The sequence below is a fragment of the Streptomyces sp. NPDC018019 genome (assembly GCF_044327805.1).
Classification (GTDB): domain Bacteria; phylum Actinomycetota; class Actinomycetes; order Streptomycetales; family Streptomycetaceae; genus Streptomyces.
This window is the reverse complement of sequence record NZ_JBIRGD010000013.1, coordinates 265,100-280,013: the sequence shown is the minus strand read 5'-3', so window position 1 is coordinate 280,013 and position 14,914 is coordinate 265,100. Positions and strand designations below refer to the sequence as shown.

Genomic DNA, 14,914 nt, shown 5'->3' with positions numbered 1-14,914 from the left:
CGTGTTTTTTTGGGTGTCGCTCTCCCCGGTGCAACCCGGGGGTTTGTTTCGGTTTGGTTAGGGGGGGGGGGGCGGGGCCGGGGCGGGGGGGGGGGGCGCCGGGCGGGGGGGCGGGCCCCACGTCGTGCTCAGAGGCCCAGGTCCGGCCCGAAGACCTCGTAGTGGATGTCCGCCGCCGGTACGCCCGCCGCCAGGAGCTGGCCGCGGGCGGCCTTCATGAAGGGCACCGGGCCGCAGAGGTAGGCGACGACGCCGGCCGGGACCTCGATCCGGCTCAGGTCGATACGGCCCTCGTGCACGGTGACCGGGCCCCCGGCGCCCTCGTCGTCCGCGCCGGCGGCCCCGGTCTGCTCGTACCAGACCTCCGCCGTGGCGTCGGCCAGCTTCCCGGTCAGCTGCCGCAGCTCGGCGCGGAAGGCGTGGGTGGACGGGGAGCGGTCGGCGTGCACCGAGACGATGCGGCGGGTGGCGCCGTCGGCGGCGAGCCGGGACAGCATGCCGATCATCGGCGTGCAGCCGATGCCCGCCGAGGCGAACAGCAGCGGGCGGTCGCCCTCGTCGAGCACCACGTCGCCGAACGGTGCGCTCAGGCGCAGCACTTCGCCGCCGTGCACGTGGTCGTGCAGGTGGTTGGAGACCTCGCCCGCGGGCGAGCCGGCCGCGTCGCCGGTGACCCGCTTCACGGAGAACTGCAGACCGCCGTCCGGCTGCCCGGACAGGCTGTACTGGCGGATCTGGTGGGCGCCGTCGGGCAGTTCGACCTGTACGGAGACGTACTGGCCGGGCCGGGACGCCGGGAGCGGGCCCCCGTCCATCGGCTGGACGACGAAGGTCGCCACATCGTCGGTCTCCTGGAAGCGGCCGGTCACGCGGTACTCCCGCCACACGTCCCCGTCCGGCGTGCCCGCCTCCTCGTAGAGGCGCTTTTCGAGCGCGATGAGGGCGTTCGCCATCAGCCAGTACACCTCGTCCCAGGCCGCGGCCACCTCCTCGGTGACCGCCTCGCCCAGCACCTCGGCGATGGCCGCGAACAGGTGCTCGCGCACGATCGGGTACTGGTCGGCGCGTACGCCGAGCGAGGCGTGCTTGTGCGCGATGCGCTCCAGCATCGCGTCGGGACGCTCGTCCGGGTGCTCCACCAGGTACGTCGCGAAGGTGGCGATGGAGCCCGCGAGCGCCTGGCGCTGGCTGCCGTTGGACTGGTTGCCGCGGTTGAACAGGTCGCGCAGCAGCTCGGGGTGGGCGGCGAACATCTTCTCGTAGAAGAGCGGGGTGATCTCGCCGATGGCCGATCCGACGGCGGGCAGGGTGGCGCGGACGGTCTCGGCGGACTGGGTGGACAGCATCGGGTGCTCCGGTTCCTGTTCTTGAGATGTTCTGAAGCTTGTGCGGTGGACTGAGGCTCTTGAGGTGGCTGAGGGGCGGCCGGTCGGGGAGACGCGTGGCGAAAAACTTGCATCTCAGATTCGTATTTCGTGCCAAGCGTACGAGCCGGGGTGGGGGTGTGCGGTAGGGCCGTTCAGCCCTCCGGGCGGGACGTCAGGCTGAGCAGCAGCGGGCCGGTCGGCGCGCCCACCAGGTCCTCGATGGACAGCGGGTCGAGCGCGGCGAAGAACGCCTCCTGGGCGGCGCGCAGCGCCCCGCGCAGCCGGCAGGCCCCGCGCAGCGGGCAGGGCGGGTCGTCCTCGCAGCCCACCACGTCACCGACCCCCTCCAGCTCACGGACCAGGCGCCCCAGGGAGCCGGTGCGGCCCGCGGCGGTCAGGGACAGTCCGCCGTTGCGGCCGCGCCGGGCCGTCACGACGCCGAGGTGCTGCAGTCTGCTCACCACCTTGGCGGCGTGGGTGTACGGGACCTGGATCGCCCCGGCCACCTCGCGGGTGGTCGGCGCGTCCTCCCGGTCGCCGAGGACCGCCAGTCGCATGGCGATGCGGAGTGCGATGTCGGTGCTCTTCGTCAGGCGCACGTGCACACCGTACTGAATTGGAGTATGCGATGCCAATTTGGGGTGGGACGGGACGGACCGGGCGGCCGGGCGTCGCGGATCCGGGCCCGGCGGTCGCCGTCGCGAACGCGGTCCGCTCCGTACCGTCCGCGGGCCTGTCCTGTCGCGCCGGGCAGCAGTACGGTCGGCCCGAAGGGCATCCACGGGCCACCCGCCGGCCACCGGATGCGGTGCCGGTACCGGCCCGGCTCACCGCTTTTGGAGACCGTCATGCTCCCGTTCCCCGAACTCCTCGACAGTGTCGTCACCAAGGCCCGGCTCGGCACCGACGTCCTGGCCCCGGCCGCCGAAGCCCTCGCCGACTGCGAGCGGGCCGTCCTCGTCTGCGCCACCGGCATGCTCGCGTCCGACGACGCGGACCGGATGCGGGAGGCGGTCCGCGCCGACCTGGACTGCCACGACGTCACCGGGGCGGCGCTGCGGCTGCTGCTGCGGGAAGGCGGCGCGGAGACCCGGCTGCTGAGTGCCCAGCTCGACGCGTGCGTGATCGCCTGCGAACGCAGCAACGCCCTGTGCCGGATGCACGCCGGCCGTCACGAGCACTGCCGGCTGTGCACCCAGGCCACGACCCGCGCGATCGACGCCTGCCACGCCGTACGGCAGGCGCTGCGCCCGTAGCGGCCGGCCGCCGCCCGCCCGCTTCCCGCGCGGCCCGGTGCGCCACGGGGTACGCGTGGACCCATGGTGACCGATGTCGAATGGGCCGCGTTCCTCCCGGCGGCCGTCCTGCTGGCCGCCACGCCCGGGGCCAACCAACTGCTGGCACTGCGCAACGGCCTGCGGCACGGACCGCGGGCGGCCGTCGGCGCCTCACTGGGCCGGTTCGCCGCGTTCGCGCTGATGGTGGGGGCGGTGGCGGCCGGTCTCGGCGCGCTGCTGACCGCTTCGGAGGTGGCGTTCACGCTCGTCAAGTGGGGCGGGGTGGCGTACCTGGTGTGGCTGGGGGCGCGGACGGTGGCCACGGCCGGTCGGCCGGCGGACGGGGAGCGGCGCGGAGACCGGGCCGGTGACGCGGACCCGGGGAGCCGGACCGGTGGTACGGACCCGCAGGGCCGGACGCCATCCGTCTCCGCCCGCCGCTTGGCCCGGCAGGAGTTCGTCGTCGCGGCGGCCAACCCGAAGGCGCTGATCCTCTTCACCGTCTTCCTGCCGCAGTTCCTCACCCGCGACGCGGCGCACGTCGCCCTGCCGCTGTGTGCCCTGGGGGCGGCCTACATCGCGGTGGAGTTCTGCTGCGCCTGCGGTTACGCCGCGCTGGGCGGCCGGCTGAAGGCGCTGGGCATCACCCGGCGGGTACGGCGGCGGCTGGACGCGGCGACGGGGTACGCGATGCTCGGGCTGGCGGGGTGGCTGGCCACGGGTACGGGCACGGGCGACCGGCGGGCGCCGTTCGCCCGGCACGAGACCACCGGCATCGAGGTGTGGCCGACGGACGCGGTGTCCTGATGTCCGGACGGAGCCGGTGCGCGCAGGCCCCGCCTCCCGGTCCCCGGTCCGGGCGGTCTACTTCTTCCGCCGCTCCCGCCACTCGCCCACCACGCGGTCCGTGTCGAACGGCTCCAGGTTGAGCGGCGGGCCGGGCGGCGGCTGCCGGATCGCTGCCTCGATCTTCGTGTTGATCTCGCCGATGATGCGCCGCACCGCGCGCTCCGAAGGGGCCCGTGCGGCGGCTTCGAGGGCGTCCTCCGCCTCCTTGCGGAGGGCGAGCGTCGGCGGCAGGAAGGAGAGGTTCTCCCGGCGCATCTTCTCCTTGACCCACCACATGTCGTCGTACGGCTTGTCGAGGCCGGTCAGCGGCTTGCCGAAGCCGGGCAGCCCGGCGAAGTCACCGCGCTCCGCCGCCTCGCGGATCTGCCGGTCGGTCCAGGTCTCGAAGTCGACGCCGGGGGGCTTGCGCTCGGTCATCCCGTGCTCCTTGGGGTGGAGGTCGGCCGGTCACCCGGGCCCCGGCGCACCGGAGCCGTTGCTTCAGGACTACCACACCGGGATGACGCGGGAGCGGCCGTACTGGAGCGGACGGACGGGACGGTGCGGCGGGGAGGGGCACGGTCCCGGCGGCCGGTCGCGTAGAACGGGTTCTGCACGGGGACGGACGGAAGGAAGGGCTGACCGATGGCCGCAGAGCACGAGTGGTGGCGGACCGTGGAGACGGAGCGGGGCCGGGTGCGCGGCGTACCGGCCCCGGTGGCGGAGGGCGACGCGGACGCGCCCCCGGTGGCCGCCTTCCGCGGCATCCCGTACGCGGCCTCGCCGGTGGGCGCGCTGCGCTTCGCGCCGCCCCGCCCGCACGAGGGCTGGGCCGGTGTCCGCGACGCGGCGCGCCCCGGCCCGTCCGTGCCGCAGGGCCCGTCCCGCCTGGAGCGCGTCATGGGGACCCGCGTCCCCGACTGGGCCGAGGACGGCTGCCTGACCCTTAACATCTGGAGCCCGCAGGGGCCGTCCGACGCGGCTTCCGGTGCCGGCCGGCCCGTGCTGGTGTGGTTCCACGGCGGCGGCTTCTCCTCCGGCTCCGGCGGCTGGGACTGGTACGACGGCGCCCACCTCGCCGCACGCGGTGACCTCGTCGTCGTGACCGCCAACTACCGTGTGGGCCCGCTCGGTTACCTCTGCCTGCCCGAGGCCGGTGTGGCGAACCTCGGCCTCCAGGACCAGGCGGCGGTGCTGCGCTGGGTGCACACGAACATCGCGGCGTTCGGCGGCGACCCCGCCTGTGTCACCGTGGGCGGGCAGTCCGCGGGCGCGTACTCGGCCCTTGCCCTGGCGGTCGCGCCGGAGACCCGCGCGCTGGTGCGCCGGGTCATCGCACAGAGCGGCCCGTGGGGCCTGCCTCCCCAGGCCCCGGACGCGGCGGCCGAGAACACGGCGGCCTTCCTGGACCTGCTCGGACTGCCGGGGAAAGCGGTGGGCAGCGGCCACGAGGAGGGGGTGCTGCGGGGGTTGCGCGCGCTGCCGGCGGAGCGGCTGCTCGCCGCGTACGCCCGGCTGTCGGAGGACCGCGCACGGCCGGGCCGGCTCTCGCCGCCCATGTACCCGGTGCGCGGCGGCGCGCTGCTGCCCGACGCGCCGCAGCGGGCCGCGGCCGAGGGCGCCCTGGGCGGCACCGGGCTGCTGATCGGCACGGTACGGGACGAGATGACCGCGTTCCTGGCCTTCGACGAGCGGGTCCGGGCGTTCACCCGCGACGACGTGCTGCGGATCATGTGCGAGGACGCCTGCGGCGGCGACCCCGACGCGGCGGCGTGCGCCTACGACGATCTGGCGCGGCTGCGCCCGGACGCCTCGCCCGCCGCTCTCCTCACCGAGGTGGCCACCGGCCGGCAGTTCCGGGAGGGCGCGACCCGGATCGCCGGGTACCGCGCCGCGCAGGGGACACCCGCGTACGTCTACCGCTTCGACCGCGCCCCGGACGGTGACGACGGCTCGCTGGGCGCCACCCACTGCGCGGAACTGCCGTTCCTCTTCGGTACGTTCGACGCCTTTGCCGGCAGCCCGATGCTCGGCCGGGCCGGCGCGGAGGCCCGCCGGCTGGCGCGGGCGTTCGGCGGCGCGCTCGCGGCCTTCGCCGCCACCGGCACGCCGAACGGCCCGGGGCTCGCGCACTGGCGGCCGTACCTCGACGGTCCGGCGCCCGAGGTCATGTACTTCGGGTGAGTCCGGCCGCCGTGTGCGTCCTACACGCCGGCGCGGTGCCCCTTCGGCTCCGGCGGCGCCAGCGCCGCCTTGGTCACGTCCGCGACCAGCTCCACCACGTCGGGCCCGTACGCCTGTGAGTTGACGACCTTCAGCAGCAGGCAGAACTGGCCGTCGGCGCCGTACTTGCGGGCCAGCCGCGTCCGGTTGCGCACCAGGTGCCGGACCGCGGCGCGGTGGGTGACCGGGCGCTGGCCGGCCGCGAGGAACACCGGCCGGCCGCTCTCGACGGCGGTGAGCCGGGCCAGCAGGACGTGCTCCACCGCGCCGGGCTCCAGCCGGTACGTCGAACCGCCGACGGCGAAGGTGCCGCGCCCGATGCCGTGTTCGTCGCCGGGGTGGACGGCGACCCCCGGCAGCAGGTTCGCCATGTGTGCCGCGAGGCGCCGGTGCGCGGTCGGGTCGCCCACGCAGAACTCCGTACGGGCGCCGAAGCCCTGCAGCCCGGTGTCGTGCGGCGCGACCTCCGCGTGCGCCCCGCAGTTCTCCACCACCGAGGCCAGCCCGAGCAGCGCCAGCGCGTCGTGCCGCGGGATGCTCCAGTGGGCCGAGGTGCTGTCCCGGTGGGTGACCAGCACGCATTCCGATCCGTCGGGCAGGCCGAAGAAGCTCTGCTCGCGGGTCAGTTTGCGGCGCACGGCGGCGGCCTGTGCGGCCCAGCCGCCGGCCAGGCCCACGACGAGGGCGGCCACCGCCACGGTCGGAAGGAGCAGGGAGTCGTCCATGGCGGGGGAGCGTAGCGGCTGTCCGGGAGTGTGTTCGAACGCGGGGCGGGCGGCCGGCCCGCCTTGCCCGGGTCCGTACGGGCATGGGGGCGGCGCCCGCTATGCGGTGGGGCGCACCCTTGGGCACCGCGTGGACGCACCCGTCCGCGCCCCTTTCGCGCCCCGCCCTCGCGCCCCCTGTCGCCCCGGTGATCACGCAGGTAGGCTCCGGCCTCTGCCGCCCGCTCAGGCCAGGAGGGAACGCCGTATGACACCGGTCCGCCGACTTTCCGTACTGGGGGTGGTGGCCGCCCTCTCCGTCGCACCGGCCGCCGTCCCGGCCGCCGCCCAGTCCCCGGCCGCCGCCCCGCCGTCGTCCCCGGCCGCGGTGCCCGCCGCGCAGGCCCCGCCGAAGGTGCCGGTGGCGGTCGGTTACGGCGGCGCGGTCGCCAGCGTGGACGCCGACGCCTCCGCCGCCGGCATCGAGGTGCTGCGCAAGGGCGGCAACGCGGTGGACGCCGCGGTCGCCACCGCGGCGGCCCTCGGCGTCACCGAGCCCTACTCCGCCGGTGTCGGAGGCGGCGGCTACTTCGTCTCGTACGACGCCAAGTCCCGCACCATACGCACCCTCGACGGCCGCGAGACCGCGCCGCTCAGCGCGGACCGCGGCCTCTTCCTGGAGAACGGCAAGCCGATCCCGTTCGACCAGGCGGTCACCAGCGGCCTGTCCGTCGGCACCCCCGGCACGCCCGCCACCTGGGACACCGCGCTGGAACGCTGGGGCACCCGCCCGCTGCGCGAACTCCTCAAGCCCGCCGAGAAGCTCGCCCGCGACGGCTTCACGGTCGATGCGACGTTCCGTTCGCAGACCGCCGCCAACGAGGCGCGCTTCCGCGACTTCCCCGCCTCCGCCCGCCTGTTCCTGCCCGGCGGCAAGCTGCCGGCCGTCGGCTCCACCCTCAAGAACCCGGATCTGGCCCGTACGTACAAGGAACTGGGGGACAAGGGCGCCGACGCGATGTACCGCGGACGGCTCGGCAAGGACGTCGTACGCACCGTCCGCAAGCCACCGGTGCGCCCCGGCGCCCAGCGCAAGGTGCGGCCCGGCGACCTGACGGTCAAGGACCTGCGGGAGTACGAGGTGCGCCGCCAGGCGCCGACCCGGACCCGCTACCGCGGCCTGGACGTGTACGGCATGGCCCCGTCCTCCTCCGGCGGCACCAGCATCGCCGAGGCGCTCAACATCCTGGAGCACACCGACCTGTCGAAGCTGAGCGAGAAGGACTACCTGCACCGCTACATCGAGGCGAGCCGCATCGCCTTCGCCGACCGCGGGCGCTGGGTGGGCGACCCGGAGTTCGAGAACGTGCCGACGCGCGGCCTGACCTCGCAGCGCTTCGCCGACTCCCGGGCCTGCCTGATCAAGGACGACGCGGTGCTCACCAGCCCGCTGGCGCCCGGCGACCCGCGGCACCCGCGGCCCTGCGCGGCCGGTGGCCGGGCCGCGCCGACGACGTACGAGGGGGAGAACACCACCCATCTGACCGTCGCCGACAAGTGGGGCAACGTCGTCGCGTACACCCTCACCATCGAGCAGACCGGCGGCAGCGGCATCGTCGTACCGGGCCGCGGTTTCCTGCTCAACAACGAGCTGACGGACTTCTCCTTCGCCCCGGCGGACCCGGCCGTGCACGACCCGAACCTGCCGGGGCCCGGCAAGCGCCCGCGGTCCTCGATGTCCCCGACGATCGTGCTGCACGGCGGCCGTCCGGTCGTGGCGCTGGGCTCGCCCGGCGGCGCGACGATCATCACGACGGTCCTGCAGAGCCTGCTGAACCACCTGGACCGCGGGATGCCGCTGGTCGACGCCATCGCCGCGCCCCGCGCCAGCCAGCGCAACGCTGCCACCACCGAGCTGGAACCCGGCCTGTGGAACAGCCCGGTCCGCGCGCAACTGGAGGCGATCGGCCACACGTTCGGCCGCAACCCGGAGATCGGCGCCGCGACCGGTGTGCAGCGCCTGCCGGACGGCCGCTGGCTGGCGGCGGCGGAGAAGGTGCGACGCGGCGGCGGATCGGCGATGGTCGTCCGGCCGAAGGGCTGACCGCCGGGGCGCAGCTGCATAAGCGACTTAAGTAAAAAGCCGATAGGTTTCCGGTGTGCACGACGATCTGAACCCCGCCCCGGCCCGCGACCTGGACGTGGACGCCTTCACCACGGCGATCGAGGCCTTCCACCGCTTCTACGCCCGGCTCCCCGTCCCGGAGAAGCTCTCGTTCACGACGCTGTCGGTGCTCGACCGCCTGGCGTTCCACGACGGCCCGGTGCGGCTGACCGAACTGACCCGGGCCGCACCGGTCAGCCAGCCCGGCATCACCCAACTGGTCACCCGGCTGGAGCGGGACGGCCTGGTGGAGCGCCGTCCCGATCCCAGCGACGGGCGCGCCGTCCTCGTCCACATCACCGAGGCGGGCCGGCGCGTCGGCCGGTCCCGCCACGAGGTCCGCACCCGCCACCTGGAGCCCCTGGTGGCCCGGCTGACCCCCGATCAGCGGCAGGCCCTCGCCGACGCGCTGCCGGCCCTGAGCCGCCTCGCGGAACTGGGGCACGAGCACCGTTGAAGCGACTGCCCGGCCCGGTTACCGTCGGAGTCGTTCGTTCGAACGAACAGTCCGGCAGGGGGAAGCCATGGGCACACGGGACAGCGGGCCGTACGAGGGCCTGGCCGAACAGGCGGCGGCGCTGGCGGCCGGTCAGGTCACGTCGGGGGAGCTGGTGCGCCGCTCGCTGGAGCGCATCGACGCCACCCAGGGCACGCTCAACGCCTTCCGGCGGGTCCGCGCCGAGGCCGCGCTCGCCGAGGCCGCCGCGGCCGACCGGCGCCTGGCGGCGGGGGAGCGGCGGCCACTGCTCGGCGTGCCGGTCGCCGTCAAGGACGACACCGACGTGGCGGGCGAGCCCACCGCGTTCGGCTGCGCGGGCGCGTTCCCGCCCAAGGCCGCGGACTCCGAGGCCGTACGGCGGCTGCGCGCGGCCGGTGCGGTGATCGTCGGCAAGACCAACGCCTGCGAACTGGGACAGTGGCCGTTCACCGAGGGGCCCGCGTTCGGCGAGACCCGCAACCCGTGGAACCCCGGCCACACACCGGGCGGTTCGTCGGGCGGCTCGGCCGCCGCGGTCGCCGCCGGACTCGTCCCCGCCGCCCTCGGCACGGACGGCGCGGGCTCGGTCCGCATCCCCGCCGCCTGGACCCACCTCGTCGGCATCAAGCCGCAGCGCGGCCGCATCTCGACCTGGCCCGACGCGGAGTCCTTCCAGGGCGTCACGGTGCTCGGCCCGCTGGCCCGCACGGTCCGCGACGCGGCGCTGCTGCTCGACGCCGCCGCCGGCAACCACGCCGGCGACCTGCACCGGCCCCGCCCCGTCGCGGCCCGCGCGGCGGCGGACCGCGACCCGGGGCGGCTGCGCATCGCGCTCTCCTGGAAACCGGCCTTCACCGGTACGCCCACACCGCTCCACCCGGAGGTGCGGTCCGCCGTCACCGCGCTCGCCCGCACCCTCGCCGGCCTGGGCCACCAGGTGGAGGAGGCCGAACCGGACTACGGGCTGATCGGGCTCGCGTTCGTGCCGCGGGCGACGACGGGCGTCCGGGAGTGGGTGGCCCGGGCGCCCGACCGCACCCTGCTGGACCGCCGTACGCGCGACGCGGCGCGGCTCGCGCGGCTGCTCGGCGGGCCGGTACTGCGCCGGGCGCGGGCGGCGGAGCGGCGCCAGCACCGGCGGGTGGGCGCGCTGTTCGGCCCGTACGACCTCGTCCTGACGCCGACCACCGCCGCGCCGCCGCCGCGCATCGGCACCCTCGCCAAGATGAGCGGCTGGCAGACGGACCGGGCGATGATCGCCGCGTGTCCGTACGCCTGGCCGTGGAACGTCCTCGGCTGGCCCGGCATCAGCGTGCCCGCCGGCTTCACGGCGGGCGGCCTCCCGCTGGGCGCCCAGCTCCTCGGCCCGTCCCACTCGGAACCCCTGCTGATCTCGCTGGCGGCCCAGCTGGAGGCGGAACTGCGGTGGTACGAGCGGTGGCCCGAGGTGCGGATGGCGGCCGGCCGGCCGCAGACGGTGCCGCCGGAGCGGCCGGCGCGTACGGGACGGGCGGCGCCGCACCCGGTCGGGGCGGCGGACGCCGACGGCCCGGCGGACGCGGTGGGCCGGTGACCGGCCCGGGCCCGGCTTCCGGCCCGGCTCCGGCGGGGGACACCCGGCGCTGCATCATCGGTGCCGTCCTGCGCATCATCGGGCGGGACGGCATCGCCGCCGTCACCAACCGGCGCATCGCGAAGGAGGCCGGTGTGTCGCTGGGCTCGGTGACGTACCACTTCGCGACGCAGCACGACCTGTTGCGGGAGAGCCTGCTGCGCTTCGTCGACGAGGAGACCCGGCGGTTCACCGAACTGGCCGGCGACAGCCGCCTCGACCGGATCGGCCTCGCCGAGGCGGCGGCGCTGGTCGGCCAGGTCGCGGGCGGCACGGAGTTCGACAGCGAGCACATAGCGCCGTTCGAGCTGTACGTCCAGGCCGGGCGCGACGAGCGGCTGCGGGCCGCGGCGGCCGAGTGCTTCGCCGCGTACGACCGGCTGGCGGCCCGCATCCTGACGGCGCTGGGCGTCGCGGACGCCGAGCGGCTGGCCGGCACGGTGGTCGCCCTGGTGGCGGGGCAGCAGTTGCGGCGCCTGGCCACCGGTGCGTCCGCCGAGGACCTGGTCGACGCCCTGCTGCTCCTGGCCAGGGGCGCCGCCCCGACGGCCGCCGCGGACGCCCCGCGGCCCGATACGTCCGTGCCGCCGCCCGGTCCCGTCAGCCCAGCAGGCCGATGACCGCCTCCGTCGGGCCGGTCTCGCCCAGCCGGGGGAAGATCTTCTCCAGACTGCGGCGGTGCGCCTCCTCGTCCAGGTCGGTCACCGCGTCCGTCGCGACGGTGACGTGGTAGCCGTGCTCGTGCGCGGCGCGTGCGGTGGACTCCACCCCGATGCTGGTCGCGATACCCGCCAGCACGATCTGCGTGACGCCCCGGCGGCGCAGCTCCGCGTCGAGACCGGTGCCGTGGAAGGCGCCCCAGGTTTGCTTGGTAGCGAGGATGTCCGACGGCTGCCGGCCGAGTTCCGGCACCAGCTCGGCCCAGTCGGCCGGCGGTGTGCCCCCAGGACGCGCGGCCTCGGTGCGGCCCGGAGCGCCGCCCGTGACGTTGACGAGCACCACGGGCAGGCCCCGCGCGCGGAAGGCGGCGGCGAGCCGCGCGGAACGCTCCACGACTCCGGCGGCGGGGTGGGCGGTCGGCAGCGCGGTGATCCCCTTCTGAAGGTCGATCAGGACCAGGGCGGTGGTGGGGTCGAGTGTGGTGACGGGCATGGGGTGGGTGCTCCTAGTGGTGGTGGGACGTACGGGGCCGTACGGGTTCGAGAGGCTCCGAGGGCGTACGGGGCGGAGCGGGCCGGGGCCGCAACGTGCGGTCCGCGACCGTCAGGACGAGCAGCAGCACACCGAGGACGAGCCCGACGACGGCGATCTCGTGCAGCCCCGCGTCCGTGGCCCGCTGCCCGTACAGCAGTCCGATGAGGCTCGACGAGGTGATCGCGCCCAGGTACTGCGCGGTGCGCTGGAACCCGGCCGCCGCGCCGATGCCGTCGGCCGGTGCCTGCGCGTAGAGCGCGGCCTGGTTGCCGGTGGCGGCGAGGCCCTGGGGGACGCCGAAGAGCACACCGGTGAGCAGCAGGACGGCCAACGGCGTACCGCCGCCCAGCAGGAGGCAGACACCGGCGCCGGCGGCGAGGCACACCGCGGCGGCGGTGAGCGGGGCCCGGATGCCCTTCGTCCGGGCACCGGCGAGGGAACAGACGGCCGCCGCCCCGGACATCGGCAGCATGATCAGCCCGGCGTGGAAGGCGCTGTAGCCGTGGGCCTCCTCCAGCCACTGGCTGTATCCGTACAGGACGCAGTAGATGACGAGATACGCCAGGCCGTGCCGGAGGTAGGTGCGGAGCAGCGCGCCGTTGCGGGCGAGCATCCGCAGGTCCAGGAAGGGCGCTGGGTGGTGCAGCTGCCACCGCGCCAGTACGGCCGCGAGCACGGCGGTCGGTGCCAGCAGCAGCCATCGGGGGTGGGCGAGGTCCAGCAGGAAGAACATGCCGACGGTCAGCGTGGCCGCGAACAACGCGATGCCCAGCGGGTCGAGCGATCCCGCACGGGCCGCCGTACCCGCCCCCGCACCTGCCTCCGCCGTTGCTTCCGCGCCGCGGCCGGGGGCCCTCCGGGGGCCGTCCGCAGGCAGCCAGGCCACCGCGCAGGCGAGGGCGATGAGGGCGAGCGGGACGTTCACCGCGAAGACCGCGCGCCAGCCCGCGGTCGCCGCCAGCAGCCCGCCGAGCGCCGGCCCCACGGCCGCGCTGCCCAGGGCGGCGAGGGACAGCCGCCCCAGGACGGTGCGCGGCGTGCCGCGGCCCACCCGTTCCGCCTCGGTCCGCAGGATCGCCATCGCGGCCGGGTACGCCGCCGAGGTCCCCACCCCGAGTACGACGCGGGAGAGGATCAACAGCGTGATGGTGGGCGCGAGGGCGCCGGCCAGACCGGCGACGAGCACCGTCACCAGCCCCGCGGTGAAGACCCGGCGCGGGCCCAGCCGGTCGGCCAGCCGGCCCATGGACGGCTGGGCGACCGCGCTGGCCAGGTACATGGCGGAGATGAGCCAGGCGGTGTCGGCGGCGCCGACGCGGAAGTCCCGGGCGATGGCCACCAACGAGGTGGCGATCATCGTCGAGTTGATCGGATTGAGGACCGAGCCGAGCAGCAACGGCGTCATCAGCCGGGCCCCGAACCCCCGCTCGGTCTCCGCGGGCGCCGCATCGGCGGCACTTCCCCCGGCCGTCGCCCCCTTCGCCCTCATTCCTGTATCAGCCGCTTCAGCAGCTCGGTCGCCTCGGCCAGCGTGCGCTGTTCGGCCGGGCCGAGGCGTTCGGCGATGGCGACGGCGAGCCAGTTGTGCTTGGCCTGCCGGGCGTCGGCGAGGACGCGCCGCCCCTCCTCGGTGAAGGAGAAGACGACCTGCCGGCCGTCGGTCGGATGCGGGTCCCGCCGCAGGAGCCCCTGGTCTTCCAGGGCCCCGACCGTCATCCGCATCGACTGGGGCCGGACGAACTCCGCACGGGCCAGCGCCGCGATGGTGGTGGGCCCCTCGGCGTCGATACGGGCGAGCGCCGCACGCTGCGAGGCGGTCAGCCCGCTCGCGTGCGAGACGGCGCGCAGCTGTCGCATGAGGAGACTCACGGTGGCGCCGAGGTCGGTCGCCAGGCGTTCCTGATCCTTGTCGGGCATGGCGGCACCGTAGATCCCGGCAGGTGAACTTGCAAGTCTTCCTGTTGATTACGAGAGGGTGCCGCCCGGAGCTGGGGCCCGTTCAGGCGCGCTCATGACAATGATGAAGGGGCCCGGAAACGCCAAAGCCTGTGAGGCGCCGGATTCGGCGCCTCACAGGCATCCCACCCCCGGTGCGTGAGCGCCTGACCCCCGTCCAAGCGCTCACGGCACCGCCCCGTGCGGGGATGGTCGTCCTTGCCCACGCCCCGGGAGCGGGGCGCGGGAGGTGTGCGAAGAAGGTGCGGTGGGGCCGGGTCAGTGGCCCATGCCGGCGCCGCCGTCGACCGGGATGACGGCGCCGGTGATGTACGACGCGTCCTCGCCGGCCAGCCAGCGCACCACCGCGGCGATGTCCTCCGGGCGGGCGGCCTTGCGCAGTGGGATCTCCTGCAGCATCGCGTCCAGGCGTTCCTGGGAGAGGGCCGCGGTCATGTCGGTCTCGGTGAGGCCGGGGGTGACCACGTTGGCGGTGATCCCGCGCGAGCCCAGTTCGCGGGCGATGGAGCGGGCGAGGCCGACCAGGCCGGCCTTGGCCGCCGCGTAGTTCGCCTGGCCCGTCTCGCCGCGCAGGCCGACGGTCGAGCCGATGAAGATCATGCGGCCCTTGCGGGCCCGCAGCATGCCGCGGGTGGCCCGCTTGGCCAGCCGGTACGCGGCGGTGAGGTTGGTGCTGACCACCTCGCCGAAGTCGTCCTCGGACATGCGCATCAGCAGGGCGTCACGGGTGATGCCGGCGTTGGCCACCAGGACCTCGACCGGGCCGTGCGCCTCCTCGATCTGCCGGAACGCCGCCTCGACCTGCTCCGGGTCGGTGATGTCGCACTGGACGCCCAGTACGCCGGCGGGCGGCTCGCCCGAGCGGTAGGTGACGGCGACCTTGTCCCCGTCGGCGGCCATGGACCGAGCGATCGCCAGGCCGATACCCCGGTTTCCACCGGTGATGAAGACGCTGCGGCTCATGGGTCCCTCTCGATCACACTGCTGATGTGCCCGGCCGTGCCGGTGGTCCGGCGGCGGGGCGCTGCGCGGGGCGCCGCCCGGACGCCCTGCCGCGGTCAGTCACTCTGGCACAGACCGGCCGACCGTTCTCGTCCGGCGGTGATCACAT

15 protein-coding genes are annotated in these 14,914 nt (G+C 75.0%); 7 read left to right on the top strand and 8 right to left on the bottom strand.

Going from position 1 to position 14,914, the window contains the following annotated elements:
* Positions 1-128: 128 nt before the first annotated feature.
* On the bottom strand, positions 129-1,346 hold the full coding sequence (locus tag ACH4FX_RS22755; RefSeq protein ID WP_398481636.1) for a globin domain-containing protein: 1,218 nt from the start codon (positions 1,344-1,346) through the stop codon (positions 129-131).
* A 173-nt stretch (positions 1,347-1,519) separates the two neighbouring features.
* Positions 1,520-1,966: an RrF2 family transcriptional regulator gene (locus tag ACH4FX_RS22750; protein ID WP_398481634.1), complete on the bottom strand. Its 447-nt coding sequence runs from the start codon at positions 1,964-1,966 to the stop codon at positions 1,520-1,522.
* Positions 1,967-2,215: 249 nt separating this feature from the next.
* Here ACH4FX_RS22750 and ACH4FX_RS22745 point away from each other — a divergent pair, with 249 nt between their 5' ends.
* Complete coding sequence (locus ACH4FX_RS22745; protein ID WP_398481633.1) at positions 2,216-2,623, top strand: hypothetical protein; 408 nt, start codon at positions 2,216-2,218, stop codon at positions 2,621-2,623.
* A 63-nt stretch (positions 2,624-2,686) separates the two neighbouring features.
* Entirely contained in the window at positions 2,687-3,451 is a 765-nt protein-coding gene (locus ACH4FX_RS22740; protein ID WP_398481631.1) for a LysE family translocator, read from the top strand.
* Positions 3,452-3,508: 57 nt separating this feature from the next.
* Here the strand turns inward: ACH4FX_RS22740 and ACH4FX_RS22735 are convergent, their stop codons facing one another.
* Positions 3,509-3,910: a DUF1992 domain-containing protein gene (locus ACH4FX_RS22735; RefSeq protein WP_398481629.1), complete on the bottom strand. Its 402-nt coding sequence runs from the start codon at positions 3,908-3,910 to the stop codon at positions 3,509-3,511.
* A gap of 207 nt (positions 3,911-4,117) precedes the next feature.
* Between ACH4FX_RS22735 and ACH4FX_RS22730 the strand changes: the two genes are divergently transcribed.
* Positions 4,118-5,656, top strand: coding sequence for a carboxylesterase/lipase family protein (locus tag ACH4FX_RS22730; protein ID WP_398481627.1), 1,539 nt, complete (start codon positions 4,118-4,120; stop codon positions 5,654-5,656).
* 20 nt (positions 5,657-5,676) lie between these two features.
* On the opposite strand, the gene ACH4FX_RS22725 is transcribed toward ACH4FX_RS22730, so the two are convergent.
* Positions 5,677-6,420, bottom strand: coding sequence for a hypothetical protein (locus ACH4FX_RS22725; RefSeq protein ID WP_398481625.1), 744 nt, complete (start codon positions 6,418-6,420; stop codon positions 5,677-5,679).
* A gap of 247 nt (positions 6,421-6,667) precedes the next feature.
* On the opposite strand from ACH4FX_RS22725, the gene ggt reads away from it, so the two are divergent.
* The 4 genes from ggt to ACH4FX_RS22705 all read left to right on the top strand — a co-directional run bounded on the left by ggt (position 6,668) and on the right by ACH4FX_RS22705 (position 11,273).
* On the top strand, positions 6,668-8,503 hold the full coding sequence (gene ggt / locus ACH4FX_RS22720) for a gamma-glutamyltransferase (RefSeq protein WP_398481624.1): 1,836 nt from the start codon (positions 6,668-6,670) through the stop codon (positions 8,501-8,503).
* A 55-nt stretch (positions 8,504-8,558) separates the two neighbouring features.
* Positions 8,559-9,020, top strand: coding sequence for a MarR family winged helix-turn-helix transcriptional regulator (locus ACH4FX_RS22715; protein ID WP_398481622.1), 462 nt, complete (start codon positions 8,559-8,561; stop codon positions 9,018-9,020).
* Positions 9,021-9,087: 67 nt separating this feature from the next.
* On the top strand, positions 9,088-10,614 hold the full coding sequence (locus tag ACH4FX_RS22710; protein WP_398481620.1) for an amidase: 1,527 nt from the start codon (positions 9,088-9,090) through the stop codon (positions 10,612-10,614).
* Positions 10,611-11,273 carry a TetR/AcrR family transcriptional regulator gene (locus ACH4FX_RS22705; RefSeq protein WP_398481618.1) on the top strand — a complete coding sequence of 221 codons (663 nt, stop codon included), beginning with the start codon at positions 10,611-10,613 and terminating at the stop codon, positions 11,271-11,273. Before ACH4FX_RS22710 ends, ACH4FX_RS22705 begins: the two co-directional genes overlap by 4 nt.
* On the opposite strand, the gene ACH4FX_RS22700 is transcribed toward ACH4FX_RS22705, so the two are convergent.
* From ACH4FX_RS22700 to fabG, 4 genes are all read right to left on the bottom strand, one after another.
* A complete protein-coding gene (locus ACH4FX_RS22700; protein WP_398481616.1) occupies positions 11,254-11,805 on the bottom strand; it encodes an isochorismatase family protein in 552 nt (183 codons plus the stop codon). The genes ACH4FX_RS22705 and ACH4FX_RS22700 overlap by 20 nt on opposite strands.
* 13 nt (positions 11,806-11,818) lie before the next feature.
* Positions 11,819-13,336 carry an MFS transporter gene (locus ACH4FX_RS22695; protein WP_398481614.1) on the bottom strand — a complete coding sequence of 506 codons (1,518 nt, stop codon included), beginning with the start codon at positions 13,334-13,336 and terminating at the stop codon, positions 11,819-11,821.
* Entirely contained in the window at positions 13,333-13,764 is a 432-nt protein-coding gene (locus ACH4FX_RS22690; protein ID WP_398481613.1) for a MarR family winged helix-turn-helix transcriptional regulator, read from the bottom strand. The genes ACH4FX_RS22695 and ACH4FX_RS22690 overlap by 4 nt, the downstream gene beginning before the upstream one ends.
* A 297-nt stretch (positions 13,765-14,061) precedes the next feature.
* Positions 14,062-14,766, bottom strand: a complete 705-nt coding sequence (fabG, locus tag ACH4FX_RS22685; protein WP_398481611.1) for a 3-oxoacyl-ACP reductase FabG — start codon at positions 14,764-14,766, stop codon at positions 14,062-14,064.
* Positions 14,767-14,914 lie beyond the last annotated feature (148 nt).